The organism is Mucilaginibacter sp. (assembly GCF_039207105.1).
Classification (GTDB): Bacteria; Bacteroidota; Bacteroidia; order Sphingobacteriales; family Sphingobacteriaceae; genus Mucilaginibacter.
This window is the reverse complement of sequence record NZ_JBCECK010000030.1, coordinates 1-17,235: the sequence shown is the minus strand read 5'-3', so window position 1 is coordinate 17,235 and position 17,235 is coordinate 1. Positions and strand designations below refer to the sequence as shown.

Here is a 17,235-nt window from a genome sequence, read left to right as displayed (position 1 = left end):
ATTATAATTAAAAGGGCCCGGATTGTAATGATCCGGGCCCTTTGCTTTTACTTTTCCAATAAATCTATTTATGTTTTGATCCCATGTAAAAAGTGATCTCGCCGCCATTCATAATATCGGCATGGCTTATGGTTAACCCATCAAGTGTTTTTCCGTTCAGCACCATCTTTTGTACATAAACGTTTTTAGGGCCTTGATTTTTAACGTTAATCGTAAACGTTTTTCCGTTATCCAGGTTGATCACCGCTCCGTTAACAGCCGGGCTGCCGGTTGAGTATTGGTCAGAGCCTGGAGCAACCGGGTAAAAACCTAAAGAGCTGAATATGTACCAGGCACTCATTTGTCCGGTATCATCATTGCCGCCTAAACCGTCTGGTGTGGGTTTGTACATGCGTGGTAATATCATGCGAATGCGTTCTTGGGTTTTCCACGGTTTGTCTGTCCAGTTATACAAGTAAGCCACGTGGTGCGATGGCTCGTTCCCGTGTACATAGTTACCGATGATACCATCGCGGGTTATATCCTCAGTTTCGGCAAAATACTTATCCGGCAGGTTCATGGTGAATAATGAATCAAGATAACCTACAAAACGCTTGTTACCGCCCATCAACTTGATAAGACCCTCTGGATCCTGTGGAGCAAACAGGGTGTAGTTCCAGGAGTTACCTTCAATAAAGCCTTCGTTAATGGTGCTTAATGGGTCAAACTTCTGACGGAATGTTCCGTTGGCTAGCTTAGGGCGCATAAAACCGGCTTTGGCATCATATACGTTTTTATAGCTTTGAGAGCGTTTAATGAACTCCTCATAAATATCGTTACGGTTTAGTTTTTTAGCCATTTGTGCTATAGCCCAATCGTCAAAAGCATATTCTAATGTCGATGATACAGATACACCACTTTTTTCATCAGGTATATAACCCAAATCAATATAAGAACCAATACCTTCATAATCGCGGTGGCGGGCGGTGGCTACACAGGCTTCCAAAGCTTTATTAGCATCAAACGGGGCATTGCCTTTTACAACGGCATCTGCCAGTACCACTACACTATGGTAACCGCTCATGCACCAATTCTCGTTACCCGAGTTTGACCATATAGGAAGCATTTTCTCAGGGCTCTGATCAAAATGAACCATCATGGATTGTACCATATCGGCATTACGCTTAGGATCAATAATATTGAACAGCGGGTGCAGAGCACGGTAAGTATCCCACATAGAAAAGGTGGTATAATTAGTAAAGCCATCAGCTTTGTGTACATTCTGATCAAGCCCCTTATACTGGCCATCGGCATCCATATAAATGGTTGGGTTGATCATGGCATGGTACATGGAAGTATAAAAGTTCTCTTTTGTTTCCTTGCTGCCTTGTATCACTATTTTGTGCAGTTCGTTTTCCCATTGCTGCTGACCATCGTTCTTCACCTTGTCAAAGTCCCAGCCAGGTATTTCGGTACGCATGTTATTTAATGCGCCATCCATACTTACCGGCGAAATAGCAAATTTGATCTTGATCTTTTCTCCCTCTTCTGTTTTAAAGTCGAAATAGGTCCTGATCTGTTTACCGGCTATTTCTGGGAAGTTTTTGGTTTGATTGAATTTGCCCCAGAAACCTTTATACACTTCGCCTTTATCATATTTTTTGTAGCCATGCTGCAAAAATGGTTTAGAGAAACTCATGGCAAAATAAAGGGAACGTGTACGTGCCCAGCCATTGGTTTGGCGGTAACCTATCACGGTTGAATCATTTAATACCCTTACATAGGTCCAAACATTTTTATCCGGATAGTTATAAATCCCAGCCATCAGATCCAATATAATATGCGATTGATCTGACTTAGGGAAAGTGTACTGGTGAAAGCCCACGCGTGTAGTAGTGGTCATTTCGGCAATGATGTTGCTTTCATCCAGCTTTACTTTGTAGTAGTTGGCTTGGGTGACCTCATTCTGATGCGAAAATGCCGAGCGGTAACCACTGCCAGGTTTATCGGCTGTGCCCGGATTTAACTTTAAAGCACCCACTGTTGGCATGATCAGAAAGTCGCCCAGATCAGAATGGCCTGTACCGCTAAAATGGGTGTGGCTAAAACCAACTATGGTTTTATCGTCATACTGATAACCGGCGCAATACTTATAAACATCAGGGTTATAACGACCATTGAGTTCATACCCTGCTGTATCTGTTTCCGGACTTAGCTGCACCATACCAAATGGTACAGTAGCACCCGGATACGTGTGGCCCATACGCTGCGTACCAATAATGGGGTTAACGTATTGTACCAGTTTTTCTGCCGGGTGTGTTTGCGCACCGGCCATCGCGGCAGTGCCTAATAAAAATGCAGTAAATAAATGTTTCATTTTATGTAATTAGTTTCCCTTAACCAGGGAATGGAAAATCTTTGTCTTGCGATAGTCTTAAATAGTTATCTTCTTTCATTATAAACACCAACCTCGGCAATAGAAACCTGATGATCAGCAGCATCTACCAATACTCGTACTTTACTGCCCCAAACCCGATCAAAACGGAATATCTTGATCTTGTTTTTGTTCTCGCCAGAAAATATGGGTTTCCAAACGCCGTTTTCGCAATATTGCAGGCAAAGCTTGGTGATGTTCGGTTTCGTTTCGGCAATAGCAATCGTATTAAATCCTTGATCTTTATCAAATGTGATCTCATACCACGGATTTTTCACCGTTGGATTTGATACCCATGATGTTTTGAAGTTATCGTCATTAGCGAAATCCATAATTTCAGAATCATCGCTCCAGCTTGAATTAGAGAACTGATTTTTAGCCAGATTTGATGAAATGATAGGTGCATCCAGCTTTGGTAATTTAGCAACCGGACCTTCATTTTTCCACATCTCCCCTATTTTTTTAAGGGCAGCCAAAGCGTTGTCATCAATTAAACCATCGCGGTTAGGTGCTACGTTGAGGATAAAATTGCAATCAACATTGTTAAAAGGGATTATGTTATCATTCACCAGCTTTACAGGGTCTTTCACTTCATCTTTCGGGTCAGACAAATTCCAGAACCAATGCTTTTGCAAAGGATAGCAGGAAAGTGCCGGCATGTTATTGTTTTCTTTGGATATATGCTGACCAGCACCCTGCTCGTAGGTTTTTATATCGGTGTAATACATACCCTCCGCCGGATATTTAGCACCATTAAGATCCATCACCAGGCAGTTGGGTTGTAGTGATTTTACCAGGCGGTATATCTCCTCAAAAGGTACATCATCATAAGATATTCTCGACCAGGGTGCATCCCAGCCATCGATAATCAATGCGCCGATATCGCCATACTTGGTAAGCAGTTCGGTAATTTGCGCCTTGATCATGTCAATATGCTTGTGCGTTATAGCATTAGGGCGCAAACGGTGATGCGTATCCAATATAGAATAGTATAAAAACACCTTTAAACCATTAGCCCTGAATGCATCGGCATATTCCTTTACTACGTCCCTTTTTAAAGGACTGTTCATCACGTTATAATCTGTTGTTTTGGTATCCCAGATACAAAAACCGCTATGATGTTTGGTGGTAATGCAACCATAGCTCATATGCGCCGATTTGGCTGCCTTAGCCCACTGATCGCAATTAAGTTTGGTTGGATTAAAAATAGACGGCGATGCTTCCGGATCTGCCCAGTCCTGATCCATATAGGTTGGTATATTAAAATGGATGAACATACCAAAACGCAGATCAACAAACTCCTGCTGCAATTGCGCAAGGGGCTTTACCGGTTTATTGCTTTGTGCATTTGATATAAAAGGAAGCACACAAAGCAGTGCTATCCAGATACTTTTACCACCTGTAAGTTTCATCATATAGAGTCTTATTGAATTGGCGTACTTAGATAGATGGGTTAGCAGCATAAGCTGTCCAAAGTTCATCTAATGTTTTGCCGGTTTCTTTTTTCCAGCTATCATCAGTAAAAGTATGCTCGCGTAACTGTTTATCCAAATCTTTTACCAAATCTGGTTTTATCCCTTTTTCAATCCAAACCAGGAAACGGGCGGTAATGCGGTAGCTGTTCTCGTATTTTTGGGTAGGTTTAAAAGCAGGTAATGTCCATTTAGCGCCTTCATTATCCACACCAAATTTAAAGCGGGCATAATCTGCAATCCCTTCGGTTAACCAACCCGGGCCATTGTTATTGTGGCCATAATCCTGCACTATATGCATTACTTCGTGAGTAACCACATCAATATCATGCGGATGTTTAGTCATGTATTTTGAGCTGAAAACAACCCGGCCATTATCTGTAGCGGCTACACCATCATAAGCGGTATCAATAACAAAAGTTACACTTTTGGCAGTTTTTTTATTGTAAGTTTTTGCCAGTTTAGGATAAACCTCATAAAAGGTTTCAATCAATTTAGTTTTCAGTTCGGGACTAAATGTAGCATCCTGATTTTCAAAGGTTAGCTTGTACCCTTTTTTATTAAAAACTTCGGTAGATTGGGCTTTGCTTTTTTGCGCAAAAACAAGTGCGATAAGCGCACCTAAGAGAAATACTTTTTTCATTGATTATGTAAGCGTTAGATTGTAGTGTAATTTTACTTATTTATCATTAAGTAAAACGTTTTATCAAACTTAAATAAATTATCGCTTATTTATTGATCCTTCAAGCAAAAAATCCTTCTAATTTTTAAGTATGGTTGATCCGCGCTGTATCAATTGAGAGGGTATTCGCAATTTAACTTTTGATATATCATCCTTATCGCCATTCATTTGGGATAATAACAAGTCAATTGCCGATTTTGCTATCTCATAAGTAGGCTGACGCACGGTAGTAATGCCCGGCGGGTATAAACTAAACACTTCATTATCGTCAAAACTAACTACAGCCAAATCATTTGGGATGCTTAATTGTAATTCCTGAATACACTCCAAACCCATTGTACCGAGATAATTGGTAGTAAAAAACAGCGCATCCATTTGCTTATGCTGTTCTATAAATGCTTTTATCGCTTTTATTGACTCCTCTTTACCTGCCTGAAAAGGTAGTTTGAATACCAGTTTTTTATCTTCCTTAATATGATGAGCCTTTAAAGCGTCCTTATACCCTTGAGCTCTATCCTGCAATTGAACCAGGTCAAGATCGGCTGTTACAAGGCCAACGTTTTTATACCCGGCATGTAAAAGATGGTCAACAGCATTGAACGCACTGTTATAATTATCAACCAATACGTACGGAATATCAAGCCCCGGAAAATAGCCATCAATTAACACTACCGGTTTTTCATTCGCGATCAGGTTCTGGATATCTTTCTCTAACCCTTTCATTGGAGTAACTATATATCCATCAACCAATTGTTGCGAAAGCATTTTAATTACATCTTTCCCTTTTTGAATATTATTGTTGGTACTGCAATAAATTATCCGGTAACCTTCCTTCTCTGCTTCTTCTTCTATTACCTTGGCCATTTCCCCAAAAAACACCCCGCCAATAGTTTCAACCACTAAGCCTATTACTTTAGAAACCCCTGTGCGCAGCCCCACGGCCATCCGATTGGGTTCGTAACCATTTTTAGCGGCTACATCCAGTATTTTTTTTGAGATCTCTTTGCTAATACGCCCTTTGCCATTTAAAACAAAAGATACCGTTGTAATTGATGTATTGGTAAGTTTGGCAATATCCTTTATAGATAGTTTTTTATTGATCATTACAGGTGCTCTTTCGTAATTGTTAGGGTTTATATATGAACAGCAAGTATTGCAAACATGCTTATTGGTAAAAATATAAATTTTTACCAAAGCACATATATAGCATAGCAACTCAAATGTTATTATGTTTTATTGCGTTGGTTAAAAACAAACAGGGCTGCATGGTAATACCATGCAGCCCTGTTTAGTAAAAAGCAACCTTATTTTATTTGGTCTTTATGCTTTGCAGACTACTTACTTTACCATCCATTGTGCTTATATAAATTGCCTGATCGGTAGGTAATATAGGGTTTACTAAACAATTTGACACCTTGTATTTCCATAACACATCGCCGCTTTTACGATCAACAGCGTACGCGATACCCGAATGGGTTGGAACATAAATTACCCCTTTATGTTCAACTATGGCAGAAGGGCAAAGTTCATAAGGCAGTTGTAAAGACGATTTCCAGGCAATTTGCATTGAATCAGCCTGTGTTGAGATACCTAACAACTTACCATCCATAATTTTCACGTAAACCAATGAACTATCTGTTGATAATCCCATCGACTCACGGAACCTGGTGCCACGTACCTTTTCGCGCCATAATACTTTCCCGCTTGAGGCATCCAAAGAGGTCATATACTGATCCGGAGCAACTATAAATATCCTGTTATTGGCAGCTACAGGATAACATGCAGCGGGCGAAAACATACGATTAGACATGCCATTATTCCATTTCCATACCAATTTACCGGTGGCCATATCCAACGCGTAAAAATCATTGGCCCAGCATCCAAAATATATTTTACCCTGATATATTAAAGGCTTGTCTACCACAAATCCTTTTACCTGATCAAAATCCCACACCAACTTGCCGGTGACTAAATCAAATGCACGGAAATGTCCGTCAGATGCTCCAATGTAAACAGTTTTGTTTTCAATTACAGGGGATGCCACAACCGCTTTTTCTGCGGCGCTTTTCCAGATTAGCTTACCTGTAACTGCTGAAATACAATAAATGTATTTATCCGACGAACCCGCTACTACATAATTACCTGATACGCATGGTGTAGAATACATCTTCCCCGCGGTAGCGTATGCCCAGATCCGCTTTCCTGTTTTACGGTCAAGGGCATAAATTAATCCCTTAGTATCGGTCAGTATGACTTTGTTATTGGCAACAGCCATTCCCGCGCCAATATCACTTTGATCCTGGTAATCCCATAAAACCTTTACTTTGCCCTCCTTATTCATCGCGTATGAAGGGCGATAATAATGAGCTGTATCTTTACCGAAGTGATGGTCAAAAAGTTCTGCCTCGGCCCATTTTCTTGATTTTTCAATAACGGGTGTACGCTCTTCAAACGTGGCCTTCCCGTTTTGAATGGTCACGATGTTATACCCACCGATACTATCTTTAGCTCTTAGGTTAGACCGGCCCATAATACTTGGTATACCTTCAAAATTTAACACGTGATTACTGTGCCCATGACCACATAATATCATCTGGATATTTTTAGTTTTCAGTTTGTTGATAACTGTGTACCAATTATTTTGGGATGAATCCTGCGGGTAATGATTCAGATAGATCAGAGGAGTTTCGGGCTTTGTATGGTTCAGCACAGAATCGAGCCAAACAATATTCTCACGTGGCACCTGACCAGGCCCCATGCGCATATTTGGCCCGCAGCTGGTACCTGCAAATTGATACCCACCATAGTTAAAGGCAAAGGTTTCTGAACCAAAAACCTTGCGGAAGGAATTGCTCCCGCTTTCTGACCAGTTTGAATCGTGATTACCCGGAATGATATACCACTTTTTGTTTAAACTATCCAGAATTTGCTTGGCCAGTTTCAACTCCTCATCGGCCCCAAATTCGGTTATATCACCTGTAATTACCACGAACTTCAGGTCGGGATTATTATTGATATCCTTTACAGTTCTGCGCAGGTCTTCCGCTGCAGTAGGGTTTCCGATATTAACATGAGTATCAGAAACAAAAGCGAATTTGAAACTTTGCGCCCGGGTGATGCTTGTAGTTAGCAGAACCAGCAACAATAGTGTACTTAACCTTTTACACTTCATATAATTAAGCTTTAGTATAATTTAAAAACCCTTCCGAAAATACAGGAAGGGTTTAATTTTAATATTATTTCTTTATTACCAGCCGGGGTTTTGTTTCAGATCTACCCCCTGATCTTTATACAATTTGATCTGATCTAAAGGCAGTGGTGCTAAATAAACCTTGGGGTCATTAAATATACGCTGCGTTTCGGCTTTAGTAGCCGGAACAACGTAACCCTCGGCTGCGTTATTTTGTGTAGCTACGGATAGCGTTTTAGGATAATCGGCCCTGTTTATCCAGGCACCTAAGTTAATATCAGGATTGCCTTGCGTATCCAGGTATTGATACTTTTTCCATTTTCTGAGGTCATCATTCCTGAAGCCTTCCATCATAAGCTCGGTACGGCGTTCACGGCGTATTTCCCATAACAGTGACGTTACTGTAGGATCGCGCTTAGGGTCGTCATAAACGTTACCGTTTACGGCAGGCAGACCTCCCATAACCTGTAAGGCAGGCATTTTGATGCCGGTACGGCTCCTTAATTTATTGATGGATATATCCAAATCATTCTGGGTTAACGTACCTAACTCTGCACATGCTTCAGCGTAGTTTATCAGTATTTCGCCGTAACGTATTACAGGCGCCTGAGTATCATTTAAGCTACTGTTACCATTGGTAAGGTCTTTAATATCTTCATTAAAAAACTTCAGCACCGCATAACCAGATGATGAATAATTGGAAACTACACCATTTAACCTGATCGCTGGTACAAAAGTAGCAGCAATACGAGGGTCACGATCGGTCATCACATTCGTAATGGTTTTATCGCCTTTATAAAGTGGTGATACACCTATAGGCAAACCATCTTTACATAGGTACGATTCTATAGCGTTTTTTGAAGCGCCGGTTTGTACCTCTTTGTTCACATAGCTATTTAAACTATGCGTAAGCAGGCCTGTTTGATATTTCCTGTATAAAATTATCTCGGGATTACCGGTCAGGTCAAGTGAGTTAAACAGTTTGCGGTAATCTGGCCCTACCGAATAACCACCTTTGGTGATCACCTCATTGGCCGCGTTTTTTGCTGCTGTCAAATACTCTGTGGCTTTTGCAGCATTATTGGCCTGGTACTTTTCCCAATTACCTTCAAACAAAAACACCCTTGACATAAACGCCAGTACCACATATCTGTTCACAACAAGCCCTTGCGGACCAGTACCAGCATCAGCAGTACGAACGTTGGCCGCAGCGTAATTAAAATCGGCTAAAACACTATCCATTACCATTGTGCGCGGATCACGCGGACGGTAAAGTTCTTTTACATCAGTTTCTTCCAAAACTTTACCATACCAAGGAAAATCGCCGTATTTTTTCACTTTACCGGCAAATTCCAATGCGCGGAAAAAGCGGGCAACCCCTGTCCAATGCTTAATGGCTTCATCAGACATCGGTACTTTTTTGATCCGATCAATAAAAAGATTAGCCCTGCGGATATTGGCAAATGACCAAGCAGTGGCTCCTCCATCCGTTGCAGGCACGTTTTTGACAAACGTTGTTGGGGTTAAAGGCGCAAAATCATCATTTAAACTTTCTCCTGAAAAATATCCGCCCCAGCTCAGGTCAAAACCTGAGGCATAACCCGGAAAATAAGTCGGGTAAAATCCAAAAGCAAATGTGCGCACGTTTCCTTCACTTGTCCAGTATGTATCGTCTGTTAGTTTATCAAGCGGTAACTTGGTTAAAAACTCATCGGCCTTTTTACATCCGCATACTATGAGGATAAAACCGAAAATTAAATATTTTAGCGTTTTCATAATATCTTATTTAATAGAATTAAAATGTTACCTGTAACCCTGCAGAATATGTTTTTCTGTAAGGATAAACACGTCCGAAACCAGCACGGTCTTTATCAATCTGTGTTTGAGAAAAATCAGTTTCCGGATCAATCTCAATGCCTCCTAAATGATCAAATGTTAATATATTCTCACCGCTGAAGAAAACCCGCAATCTTTCGATGCCAAGCCTACGGGTAACTCCTTTAGAGAATGAATAACCCAGGTTCACATTTTTTAATCGCAGGTAAGCCATATTCAATAAATACCTTGTTTGAGGCTGAAAATCCCATTTATCGGCAACAGCACCATAATTGGTCGGCCTTGGATAAAAGGCATTAGGATTGGTTTCTGTCCAGTAATCCATCTGGTTAGCATACCAGCCTTCGGCTCCTCTGAAACCAGGGATAAATACCGGCCCGCTTGCCCACAGGTCGCGTTTGCCTACTCCCTGGAAAAACACATTTAAATCAAACCCTTTCCAGTCCGCACCTAATCTTAACCCGTATTGATAACGCGGAGTTGAGTTACCAATGATCTTTTTATCCCCATGATCATCAACGGTATTGGCACCCTGATAAACAATACCGTCCCCATTCAGGTCTTTATACTTAACATCACCGGGGCCAAAGTAAAACGAGCCGCTCTCCATTTGACTTTGTGAAGGAACTCCTTTGGCATATACATAATGCCCCGCTGCGTCTTTACCTGCAAAGTCACTTGCCGTAAATAAACGGTCAGTTTCATAACCCCATATTTCACCCAGTTTCATACCCTGATAATATTTGGTATTCATAGCAGCTATTGGGTCAGGTAAACTCTGGGTGGCATTGGCATACTTAGAAATGGTTTCCTGGGCATCAGATAGCGTTGCTGTTGCGCTAAAATGAAAACCTCCACTAAACGTATGATTATAATCAATAGCTATTTCCCAGCCTTTTCCTTTTAACTCACCATAGTTACGCAATGGCGGGTCTGTACCAAATGAGCTTGGCAGGGTTGCACCATTGGTGATCATGTTACTGGTAGTCCTGTTAAAAACATCAAATGATAACCCCAACTCATCATTCAGGAAACGGGCGTCTAAACCAAGATCGGCAGTTTTTACTGTTTCCCAGGTAAGTATTGGCGAAAGAGAACCAGGGGTTGATATAGAAACTGTATTACCGCTTGGTAATAACCATCCTGTATTATAAGGAGGGTATTCTATAAGAAATTTGCTCTGTCCCAGATCAGTACTGCTTGTTACGGCCTGGTTACCGATAGAACCGTATGACACCCTTACTTTCAGAAAAGATAGAAATTTTTTACTCCAATCCATATATGAATCTTTCGTTAAAACATAACCGGCAGAAGCTGACGGAAAGAAACCATATAAATTATTAGCTGGAAAACGTGATGAACCATCTACGCGGCCATTCAACTCTAACAGATACTTATCTTTATAGGCATAATTGATACGACCAAAATAGCCTAATGTAGAATAGTGTCCATCGGTTCCATCAGCAAACTGATCTCCTGTTGCTAATTTTATCTCGCCAAAATCCGGGTCAAGCAAATTTCTTCGCTCTGTTGACTGGCTCGTGTATTGATTAAGCTCTATATCACCGCCTAAAATAAATTTAAGTGCATGGTCTCCTATGTTTTTATTATAGGTGGCAAATAATTTACCAGTATTTACTGTTGCCCAGTAAGAGTAATATCTTGCTTTATTAAATGAAGCACTTTGATAACCTGTATAGTTTAATGCGGTTCCGTTAAATGACCAAAAATCATAAGCCATCGTATTACCACCGGTCTGATGCAAGTGCTCATTAGTACCTGAATAAGTATAATCAGCATCAAGGGTTAAACCCGGGATTATTTTTATGGTACCACCTATTGAAATTCTTGACAAATTATTTTTATCCTGATCTGTTTTTGCCTGTTGAACCTCAGTTACTGCACTGCGGAATGGCAAACCGTTGTAAGTACCATACGGGTAGTTGGCCGGCCAGCGATACAAATAATAATAAGGGCCGTATTGCGCATCAGAAAACACAAAAGGAGTTGATTTTACCGTATTAGAGAATATAATTTTAGCACGTGCATCCAACCATTTAGTTGGGCTTGCGCCTACCCCTAATGAGAAATTATACCGATCAAACTTATCTGGATTTACTTTTAATACACCGTCTTGGTTGAGATAACCTAATCCTATGTTGTAATTTATTTTTTCGCTGCCGCCGCTGATGCCTATATTATGGCTTTGTTGCGGTGTCCAGTCTTTCAAATACATTTTGCCTGCATCCCATGAGCGATAAAAATATAATTTACCCCCTATGATGTCAAAATCGCGGCCTTTCACCATTTCAGGGCCTAAGTTTTGATTACCATACTGCTTTTCCCAGTCACGCATCTTTTGTATGGCTGCGGCATCAACAGAATAACCAATGATGCCAAAACTGGTTGTGTTAGGATCAAAACGCTGCAATGCAGATAATGATGCCTCTGAGTTATCTGCCGCTGAAGCCAATTTTATCTGACTTGTTGGAGATGCCCAGGCAAAGTTGTTAGAGTAAGTGATGCGGTTTGCACCATTACGTTTACCCGATTTAGTTGTAATTAATATTACACCAAAGGCCGCCCTTGTACCATATATAGAAGATGATGCAGCGTCTTTTAATACAGATATGGATTCTATATCATCAGGATTGATTAATTGTAAGCTGGGAATCTCCACGTTATCTACCAGTATCAAAGGTGCGGCACCATTAGGTCCTGTATTAAGTGAGCCCGTTAAACCACGTAATCTTATTTTAGGATCGGTACCCAGATCACCTGTGGCGGTAGTAATAGTTATACCGGGAACAGCCCCTTGAAGGCCGCGGGCCACATCGGTAATTGGGCGCGACTGTAAAACTTTTGTATCAACGGTAGCCACCGCGCCAGTTAAATTTGCACGTTTTTGTGTACCGTAACCAACCACAACCACCTCATTTAGTGATTTGGTATCGGCTCCAAGCTTAACGTTAATAGTGCCATTGTTTTTAACAGGGATTTCCTGTGTTGCAAAGCTTACAAAGCTGAACACCAGCACCTGCCCGTCTTTAGCTTTGATGGAGTACAAACCATTAATGTCGGTAACCGTACCATCAGGGGTACCTTTAATTTTAATTGAAACTCCGGGCAGCGCATTTCCATCATCTGCAGAAGTTACTTTTCCTGTAATTGTTTTTTGCTGGGCTATAGCCTGTACAGACAAAAACAGCATGACCAGGAGCAGTCTGAGTAGCTTTTTTTCCATGAATTGTTGATTAAGTGTTCTGTTTTGAACCTTGTGATGAGATATGAATAGTTTAGTAGTTTGCTGATATGATCAGGGATAGAGCAGGTATTGCTTGCGCATTTTTTTAAATTGGCTAAGTTTAGGCTCCCAGCTGGCTCGTATTTCCTTTTCGGTTTTGCCCGCTATGATCTGCTCTTTCAGATCCGTGGTTCCGGCCAGCTTATCGAAATTTCCGATTTGCTTACTTTGTTTAAAATCAAAAAAACGCTCTTTGTAAGGATAGGCTTTGTACATTTCAATAAGCCAGCTGAGGTTAATTCGTTTACTTTTGATAAGTTTCCGGGTATCGTAATTTCTGAGATCAAGACCGTAGCAAGCGACATTTTCAAACAGCGGCGTTTCGCTCATCCCTTTTATACCTAGCGGTGTAAATGAAAACTCATATTTATCCTTTAAATCAGGGTTACCTAATACAGTAAATGGAAAATAAGTTCCGCGCCCCTGGCTTATAATAGTACCCTCAAACAGGCATAATGAAGGATATAATAAAATAGATTGCTGCGTATTTAAATTTGGCGATGGGTGCACAGGCAGCGTGTAAGGCATGCTGTGCTTATAATTAGCTACCGTAATAATTTTAAGCTTGCACTTTATCCCTCCGGCAAGCCAACCTTCGCCATTGATCATTTGGGCGTACTCGCCTACCGTCATTCCGTGGGCTATAGGTACAGGGTGAAAACCTATACCCGATTTAAGTTTCATATCCAGTACAGGGCCATCAACCATATAACCGTTCGGGTTTGGCCTATCTAAAATCAGTAATTCCTTATCATTTTCAGCGCAGGCTTCCATAACACGGTGCAATGTTGCCAGGTAGGTATAATATCTTGCGCCAACATCCTGCAGATCATATACCATCAGGTCAACATCAGCAAGATCTTTTGGACTTGGTTTGCCGGTCTTTCCATATAAAGAAACCACCTGTATACCGGTTTTGGGATCAACGCTATCATCAACATGAGCGCCGTTACTGGCATCTCCCCTGAAACCATGCTCGGGGCCAAATATCTTCACGATATTTACCCCTAATGATTTCAGACTGTCAACACTCGGCTTATCACCAATTTGCGATGAGGGGTTAACAACCATACCAATTTTTTTCCCGTTTAAATAAGGCAGATATTTTTCAGTTTGATCGGCCCCGGTGATTAGTTCCTTTTTTGATATTGGAGATAATTCAGGTGTACGATAATACTGATGTTGAATTTTTCCCCATCCGGTGATCATCAACATCAATAAAGCAGGTATCGCTGTTTTCATTATGATAAAGTGAGTATAACTTAGCTTCTCTTAACCAGTACTACGTTTGCTACTTTGCGCTGTCCCTTATGATCCCATTTCCCATTATCAGATGGGTAATTTATCACCCCCTCACCTTTCGCCCATAAGGTTGTTGAGCCGCCCCCATCCAGATTTACCCCATCCCGGCAATGTAACCAGTGCAGGATTTTGCGGAGTTCAAACAAACTCATGCCCGCCGAATTAGCATCCCGGCCATCCACAGCAATCATTAATACCCTGTTATTATCGGTTATAGCCATTGCCGATCTTGGATGCCGGGTTACATTAAAACTATTTGAATCAAGTGTGGATTGCTTATCATTATGCCACAGCAGTGGGCCAGTTAGCATTACATCCTGACCATCTAACTTTTGCTCCCATTCGGGGCTGCCATCCCACTCATCTATGCGTAGGATACCATCTTTTATCACTAATGCCGCTTGCTGGTGCCTTGCCCGGGTATTATTTTTTTCGAGCCGGTTTTGATTGATCACCCGCCCGTTAGCTTTTATAAAATCAACAGAACCACCATTTTTAACATCGAAGAATGTTCCGTTAATGGCTGCAAGCGCCTCGTTACGGGTGCCAAAATCGCTGGTTATCCTTTTTACTTTAGCTTCATAAGCTATGCTGATCTTATTTTTACGTCTGGGCTTAATTTCCAGAACAGATATGAATTGATTAGATTTAAATAGCGATTTACCCCTGAACCAGGCTTGCCTTAAATGTACTCCCGGAGCTAAGCGTTTGGTTTCCCATTCTACCCTTTTAAAGGTCAATGAATCTGTTTGTGCAAATGAAATTCCTGCCGAAAGCATGAACACGAGGAGTATTGTGAATAAACGCATAATCAATATTTGGGGGTTAAGAATAACAAATCCACACAATAACGCACAAACACGCAACAATTTCTTAATGTTCGCACCCAAATATAATTAATAACCAAATTAAAATGCCAACTTTATGCGTTATTTTATTTAATAACGCATAAAACCGCATTTCTATTCATAAAAAAAGCCACTGTCGGCTATATTTTCAAAAAAATAACTATTGTAACATTGTTGTTAACGTGTTTAATCTGATGAAACACCCGTTCATCAATGTAAACTTAAAGTACATTGATAACGTCAACATAAGAGGATAACATCTTTTCCGCCGGATCAATATCTGTTATTAAATAATCTACAGCGTTTACGTTGCATACTTTCATCTTTCCTTCACTGTTCAGTTTTTCGGCTATACTTACAATAGCTGTTTTATTGGCCGATTTGATCATGGCTTTTTTAACCTGCACAACCTCCCAAACCGAATCGGTAATACCATCTTCTAAAGAAATTGTGTTGGTACCTAAAAAGCACAGATCAACTTTTATATCGTTAAGCTGGTTGATCACCATAGAACCGGTAACAATGTATGAATCGTGCAGCAAGCTACCACCCAGCAGTATCACCTCGCAATCTGAATACTCAATCAATTCCATAGCTACCACAGGGCTTACCGTAAAAAAAGTGCAACGCCTGCCCCTGGGTATTAAACGGGCCATCTCCATAATGGTGGTTCCCCCGCCTAAAAGCACGGTCATCCCGTCATTAATAAGCGTTAAAGCTTTTTTGGCAATTTGCCTTTTTGCTTCCTGGGCATAGGTTTCCTTAATTCCGGTGGTATGCGAAAAAGACTTCGACATAGCCCCACCGTACACTTTTTTAATTTTTGAATTACTCGCCAATTCGTGCAGATCACGCCTAATGGTATCTTCAGATACGTTCAACTTAACGCATAGGTCTGATGATAACACCTTGTTATGCAGATTTATCTGCTTCATGATAAAATTTTGCCTTTCTTCTTTTAACATAGTTGTTAAGTATAGGTTTTATATGAGTTAATTAATTGTAATTATATCAAAATGTAACTAATAACGGACAGATCGCAATAAAAGACATATGGTTTTTCAATTTATTGCATCATATTTCACGATTTTTTTGAAGAGCTATTTTTATTCACTGCTTAAACAGCTATTAAGGAGTATTTAAAGATAAAATTGAATCATATTATTTCTGACTATATAGTTTTATCTCTTTTTGAGGTATGCCAAATCCGTTCATTACTTTATTAATGATGGCACTATCTCTGAGTACGCTTACACGCATACGGGTCATGGCATAATCTGAAATTTGCCAGCCGAGTGGTAATACAGGCCATATGTTAACGTTAGGTATCTGCTCTGCGGTTGGCCTGAAAAGGTAATATCCATAATGCTTTATGCGTGAAAAAGAGTAATTCCAGTCGTCTGATTTTTTCATATACCCAACCCGGCTATTTAATATGCCCATTGGGGGGGCCAGTGGTTCAAATAAATTTTCTGGTTTACCGGCAGGCTCCGTACTTAATGCCGCATTAGGCAGCGAAAGAAACTGTGGCTGAATATGATTAAATATAGAATCTTGTTTGATCAGCTTAGCGCGTACCCGCTCAAATACGGTTAATACCTGTAATGAAGTTTCGGCGCCAGAATTGTCCCACGTACCGCCATCGGTAAAGTGGTGTTTTCCGTTTAATTTAGCTGTTGGGCTTACGTAGGGAAACCTGGAACTCAAAAAAGTAGCGGTACTCAGGCGCAAATCTCCCGGATCTTCAATTTCCTGTTCCACAAACACTGTCGACGGAAAATCAAGACTATCCAACAATACCGGTGCTACTATTCCTTTTTTGCCACTATCTATATCAAAGGTGTTGGCAAATAGCAGCGGCACTTCGTAATTACTTGCCTTCCACATTTTGCTCATCGTAACCCCCATATTCATGTTATGGGTTTTCGTATGCCTTTCCCAATCTTCTTCCATTAATTTAGCCCTGTCAGCCCAGGGAGCTATACCCAATGCTGAGGCCAGCATATCCCTGCCCAATAATGCCACCAGGACGGTGGTAAGGTAATCATTACGGTATACAGCAAGAGAATTAACCGGGTAAAAAACGGTATCGGCAGCAACGCTTTTACGGTTCTGATAACGGGCATTACAAAGCAATGCAAAGCCTATGGTACCACCTGAAGCTCCGGAATAAGACAATACATTATGC

General features: G+C 40.8%; 11 protein-coding genes. All 11 read right to left on the bottom strand.

What is annotated here, in order from left to right; genetic code table 11:
- Positions 1 to 64 precede the first annotated feature (64 nt).
- Positions 65 to 2,356, bottom strand: coding sequence for a GH92 family glycosyl hydrolase (locus AAGC65_RS08770; RefSeq protein ID WP_343112062.1), 2,292 nt, complete (start codon positions 2,354 to 2,356; stop codon positions 65 to 67).
- Positions 2,357 to 2,421: 65 nt separating this feature from the next.
- Positions 2,422 to 3,828: an alpha-L-fucosidase gene (locus AAGC65_RS08765; RefSeq protein ID WP_343112061.1), complete on the bottom strand. Its 1,407-nt coding sequence runs from the start codon at positions 3,826 to 3,828 to the stop codon at positions 2,422 to 2,424.
- Positions 3,829 to 3,853: 25 nt separating this feature from the next.
- A complete protein-coding gene (locus AAGC65_RS08760; protein ID WP_343112060.1) occupies positions 3,854 to 4,528 on the bottom strand; it encodes a basic secretory protein-like protein in 675 nt (224 codons plus the stop codon).
- Between the two features lie 117 nt (positions 4,529 to 4,645).
- Positions 4,646 to 5,671: a LacI family DNA-binding transcriptional regulator gene (locus AAGC65_RS08755; RefSeq protein ID WP_343112059.1), complete on the bottom strand. Its 1,026-nt coding sequence runs from the start codon at positions 5,669 to 5,671 to the stop codon at positions 4,646 to 4,648.
- A gap of 205 nt (positions 5,672 to 5,876) precedes the next feature.
- Positions 5,877 to 7,739 carry a PQQ-binding-like beta-propeller repeat protein gene (locus tag AAGC65_RS08750; protein ID WP_343112058.1) on the bottom strand — a complete coding sequence of 621 codons (1,863 nt, stop codon included), beginning with the start codon at positions 7,737 to 7,739 and terminating at the stop codon, positions 5,877 to 5,879.
- 75 nt (positions 7,740 to 7,814) lie between these two features.
- A complete protein-coding gene (locus AAGC65_RS08745; RefSeq protein WP_343112057.1) occupies positions 7,815 to 9,533 on the bottom strand; it encodes a RagB/SusD family nutrient uptake outer membrane protein in 1,719 nt (572 codons plus the stop codon).
- 19 nt (positions 9,534 to 9,552) lie between these two features.
- The gene (locus tag AAGC65_RS08740) at positions 9,553 to 12,837 is read right to left on the bottom strand and encodes a TonB-dependent receptor (protein WP_343112056.1); all 3,285 of its coding nucleotides are present in this window, start codon (positions 12,835 to 12,837) and stop codon (positions 9,553 to 9,555) included.
- Between the two features lie 72 nt (positions 12,838 to 12,909).
- Positions 12,910 to 14,139 (bottom strand): DUF1343 domain-containing protein, encoded by a 1,230-nt coding sequence (locus AAGC65_RS08735; RefSeq protein WP_343112055.1) that lies wholly within the window; start codon positions 14,137 to 14,139, stop codon positions 12,910 to 12,912.
- Between the two features lie 20 nt (positions 14,140 to 14,159).
- Complete coding sequence (locus AAGC65_RS08730; protein WP_343112054.1) at positions 14,160 to 15,008, bottom strand: phosphodiester glycosidase family protein; 849 nt, start codon at positions 15,006 to 15,008, stop codon at positions 14,160 to 14,162.
- Positions 15,009 to 15,268: 260 nt separating this feature from the next.
- Positions 15,269 to 16,012: a DeoR/GlpR family DNA-binding transcription regulator gene (locus AAGC65_RS08725; RefSeq protein ID WP_343112053.1), complete on the bottom strand. Its 744-nt coding sequence runs from the start codon at positions 16,010 to 16,012 to the stop codon at positions 15,269 to 15,271.
- Positions 16,013 to 16,208: 196 nt separating this feature from the next.
- A partial coding sequence (locus tag AAGC65_RS08720) for a hypothetical protein (protein WP_343112052.1) occupies positions 16,209 to 17,235 on the bottom strand: 1,027 nt, incomplete at its 5' end.

Excerpts from the sequence above, each read along its gene's own strand:
- AAGC65_RS08745 (WP_343112057.1), bottom strand. The coding sequence starts at position 9,533 with ATGAAAACGCTAAAATATTTAATTTTCGGTTTTATCCTCATAGTATGC.
- AAGC65_RS08770 (WP_343112062.1), bottom strand. The coding sequence starts at position 2,356 with ATGAAACATTTATTTACTGCATTTTTATTAGGCACTGCCGCGATGGCC.
- AAGC65_RS08740 (WP_343112056.1), bottom strand. The coding sequence starts at position 12,837 with ATGGAAAAAAAGCTACTCAGACTGCTCCTGGTCATGCTGTTTTTGTCT.
- AAGC65_RS08765 (WP_343112061.1), bottom strand. The coding sequence starts at position 3,828 with ATGATGAAACTTACAGGTGGTAAAAGTATCTGGATAGCACTGCTTTGT.
- AAGC65_RS08760 (WP_343112060.1), bottom strand. The coding sequence starts at position 4,528 with ATGAAAAAAGTATTTCTCTTAGGTGCGCTTATCGCACTTGTTTTTGCG.
- AAGC65_RS08750 (WP_343112058.1), bottom strand. The coding sequence starts at position 7,739 with ATGAAGTGTAAAAGGTTAAGTACACTATTGTTGCTGGTTCTGCTAACT.
- AAGC65_RS08730 (WP_343112054.1), bottom strand. The coding sequence starts at position 15,008 with ATGCGTTTATTCACAATACTCCTCGTGTTCATGCTTTCGGCAGGAATT.
- AAGC65_RS08755 (WP_343112059.1), bottom strand. The coding sequence starts at position 5,671 with ATGATCAATAAAAAACTATCTATAAAGGATATTGCCAAACTTACCAAT.
- AAGC65_RS08735 (WP_343112055.1), bottom strand. The coding sequence starts at position 14,139 with ATGAAAACAGCGATACCTGCTTTATTGATGTTGATGATCACCGGATGG.
- AAGC65_RS08725 (WP_343112053.1), bottom strand. The coding sequence starts at position 16,012 with ATGTTAAAAGAAGAAAGGCAAAATTTTATCATGAAGCAGATAAATCTG.